Annotated in this window: 3 protein-coding genes and 1 pseudogene; all 4 read left to right on the top strand. The window is 75.3% G+C overall.

Annotation, left to right across the window (positions count from 1 at the left end; translation table 11 throughout):
- Positions 1-757, top strand: a 757-nt coding sequence (locus AC3A46_RS19430) for a DUF4129 domain-containing protein (RefSeq protein WP_487666688.1), incomplete at its 5' end; no start/stop codon positions are given.
- Between the two features lie 118 nt (positions 758-875).
- Entirely contained in the window at positions 876-2,117 is a 1,242-nt protein-coding gene (locus AC3A46_RS19425; protein ID WP_487666687.1) for a DUF4350 domain-containing protein, read from the top strand.
- Entirely contained in the window at positions 2,114-3,130 is a 1,017-nt protein-coding gene (locus AC3A46_RS19420) for an AAA family ATPase (RefSeq protein ID WP_056370478.1), read from the top strand. Before AC3A46_RS19425 ends, AC3A46_RS19420 begins: the two co-directional genes overlap by 4 nt.
- Before the next feature lie 5 nt (positions 3,131-3,135).
- A pseudogene (locus tag AC3A46_RS19415) lies at positions 3,136-3,395 on the top strand (DUF58 domain-containing protein); the annotation flags it as partial.

Genomic DNA, 3,395 nt, shown 5'->3' with positions numbered 1-3,395 from the left:
CGGACGAGCGCTCCCCCACCCGCTGGACCGCCCCCGGCGCCGCACCCGACGGCGCCGACCGCGAGTCGCCGTGGGCCTGATCCCCGCCGCTGTGCGCGCGATCGCGCGCGCGTCCGACGCCGTCCCGCCGCTCACGCCGGACGGTGAGGACGCGCGGCGGTGGGCGGAGCAGGAGCTGTCGGACCCGGCGTACGACGTGGCCGAACCGACGCCGTTCGACCGCATCGCGCGCGCCGTCGGCGACTTCCTCGCGTCGCTGCTGAATCCGGACCTCTCCGGCGGATGGGGCTCGGCGTTCGCGCTCGTCGCCGCGATCGTCGTCGCCGTCGTCATCATCGCGGCGTTCCTGCTGTGGGGAGTGCCGCGGGTGACCCGGCGTGCCGCGTCGCGGACGCCGCTCCTGTTCGGCGAGGCCGAGCACCGCTCCGCCGCCGAGCTTCGTGCGGCCGCCGCAGAGCGCGCCCGCGCGGCCGACTGGGACACGGCGATCGTGCTGCGTTTCCGCGCCCTCGCGCGCGGCTGCCTCGAACGCGGTGTCGTCGACCCGCCGCCTGGCGCGACCGTGCACGCGTTCGCCCGCGCCGCAGGCGCGGCCTTCCCCGCACTCGAGCCCCGGCTCGAAGCCGCGGCCACCGCGTTCGACGACGTCCGCTACCTGCGGCGTCCGGGGAGCGAAGACCTCTACCGTCTCGTCGAGTCCGCCGACGACGCCGTCTCCGCGGCCCGCCCGGTCACCTGGGAGGAGGTCCCCGCATGAGACTCCCGCACACAGAATCGGAGATTCTGGTCGACACTCCGTGTGGCGCGACCACCGGGCGGCGTGTCGCCGAATGCCTCCGATTCTGTGCACCCGCCACGAGCTGCCGAGGCTCCGCATGACGGCGGCTGCGCTCGACACGTCGACTCCGGTCCCCGCGTCCCCGCCACCCGGCGCGGGCGCGCGGGGCGGTGTCGGACGCGTGGGCCCAGCTGGGCCCCGGCGCAGCCGGCGGATCGCGGCGTGGGTCGCGATCGGGCTCGCCCTGCTCGTGATCGGCGGAATCGGCGGGGCGGTGTCGGCGGCGAATCAGTGGGCGCAGCGCGACGCGCTCGACCCCGACTCGACCGGCCCGGGCGGCACCCGCGCCCTCGCCGAGATCCTGCGCGACCACGGCGTCGAGGTGCGAGTGGTGCGAGACCGCGCGTCCGCGTCGCAGATCCTGGGCACGGCGCCCGCAACCCTCGTCCTCCCCGACGCGCCGGCGCTGTCGGACGACGCGATCGCCGAGCTCGCCGCCGACGCGACCGACGTCGTGCTCATCCAGCCCCGTGCCCGCACGCTCGATCTCCTGCTCCCGGGCTCCGCGCCCGCCGGGATCGCCCCCGACACGGCGGTCGAGCCCGACTGCGACGTCGACGCGGCGCTGCGCGCCGGGTCCGTCGCTCCGGGGGCGGTATACAGCGCGGGCGATTCCGAGGCGTGCTACCCGGCGGCAGCCGGCTCCGGTCTCCTCGTCCGTTCCGCCGATGACGGCCGCGTCGCCGCGGTCGATGCCCGACCGCTCTTCGCCAACGAGCACCTCGCCGAGAACGGCAACGCGGCGCTCGCGGTGAACCTGCTGGGGCGGCATCCGCTCGTCGTCTGGTACGTCCCGACTCCCGGCGACACCGACCTCGCGAACGCGAACCCGTCGCTCGGCGACCTCACGCCGCCGTGGGTGAGCGCGGTCATCGTCCTCCTCCTGATCGCGGGCGTCGCCGCGGGCGTCTGGCGCGGCCGCCGGTTCGGGCCGCTCGTGGCGGAGACCCTGCCCGTCACGGTGCGCGCTTCCGAGACGACCGAGGGGCGCGCCCGCCTCTACGCGCGCGCCGGCGATCCGCTCCACGCCGCGGACCGCCTGCGCATCGGCGCGCTGCGGCGCATCGCCGCCCTCCTCGGCCTCGGCGCGAACGCCGCCGCCCCCGAGATCGCCGACGCCGCCGCGAGCCGCACGGGGCTCGACCGGAGGATCGCGCGCGGCATCCTGATCGACGACGTCCCCCGCAGCGACGCGGACCTCGTCGCCCTGAGCACCCGCTTGAGAGACCTCGAGGACGCCGTGCGCACGGCCGTCCGCCCCGAAAGGAGTCCCCGATGACGGATACGCCCGCCACTGCGAGCACCGAGGCGCCCGCCGCGACGGACCGCCCTCCCCTCGACGACGCCGCCCTGCGCGAGGCGATGAACCGCGTGCGGCTGGAGGTGGGCAAGGCCGTGGTCGGGCAGGACGGCACGGTGACGGGCCTGCTGATCGCCCTGCTGTCGCGTGGTCACGTGCTCCTCGAGGGCGTACCCGGCGTCGCGAAGACCCTCCTCGTCCGCGCGTTCTCGACGGCGCTGGGTCTCGACACGAAGCGCATCCAGTTCACGCCCGATCTCATGCCTGGCGACGTATCGGGGTCACTCGTGTACGACGCGAAGACCGGCGAGTTCGAGTTCCGCGCGGGCCCTGTCTTCACGAACGTCGTGCTCGCGGACGAGATCAACCGCACGCCGCCCAAGACCCAGGCGGCTCTGCTCGAGGCGATGGAGGAGCGCCAGGTCTCGACCGACGGGGTCACCCGCCCCCTGCCCGACCCGTTCCTCGTCGCGGCCACCCAGAACCCCATCGAGCACGAGGGCACCTACACGCTGCCCGAGGCGCAGCTCGACCGGTTCCTGCTGAAGCTCATCGTCGAGGTGCCGGCACGGGATGCCGAGCTCGCGGTGCTGCGCCGCCACGCGAGCGGCTTCGACCCGCGTGACCTCGCGGGTGCGGGCCTGCGCCGTGCGGCGAGCGCCGACGAGATCCGCGCGGCACAGCGGGCCGCGGCATCCGTCACGGTCTCGGACGATGTGCTGGGCTACGTGGTGGATCTCGCGCAGGCCACGCGCCGGAGCCCCTCGGTGCAGCTCGGGGTGAGCCCGCGCGCGGCGACCGCGCTGCTCGCGGCGTCGAAGGCGTGGGCATGGCTCGGCGGGTACCCGGCGATCACGCCGGACCACGTGCAGACGATGCTGCTGCCGACGTGGCGCCATCGGATCCGGCTGCGTCCCGACGCCGAGCTCGAGGGCGTGTCCGTCGACGCCGTGCTGGGTTCGGTGCTGCAGCAGACCCGCGTTCCGATCTGAGCCGCATGTACGTCACCGGTCGTCTGCCGCTGCTCGTCGCCCTCGGCGCGCTGCCCGTCGTGCTGCTCTCGGCGGCTGGTGTCGACGCGTGGATCGCGGCCGCGGGGTGGGTGCTGCTGTGCCTCGTCGCGATGCTCGGCGACGCCGCGGCGGCACCGGACCCCCGCAGGATCGCCGTGACGCGGCGGCTGCCCGGGCGCGTGCTCCTCGGCCAGCCCGTCGTCGCCGAACTCGTCCTGCGCAACGGCGGCGAGCGCACGCTGCG

The sequence above is a fragment of the Microbacterium sp. Soil_C_42 genome (assembly GCF_057656735.1).
The sequence above is the reverse complement of the archived record's forward strand: the minus strand, read 5'-3'. Positions and strand labels throughout refer to the sequence as shown.

Excerpts from the sequence above, each read along its gene's own strand:
- AC3A46_RS19425 (WP_487666687.1), top strand. The coding sequence starts at position 876 with ATGACGGCGGCTGCGCTCGACACGTCGACTCCGGTCCCCGCGTCCCCG.
- AC3A46_RS19420 (WP_056370478.1), top strand. The coding sequence starts at position 2,114 with ATGACGGATACGCCCGCCACTGCGAGCACCGAGGCGCCCGCCGCGACG.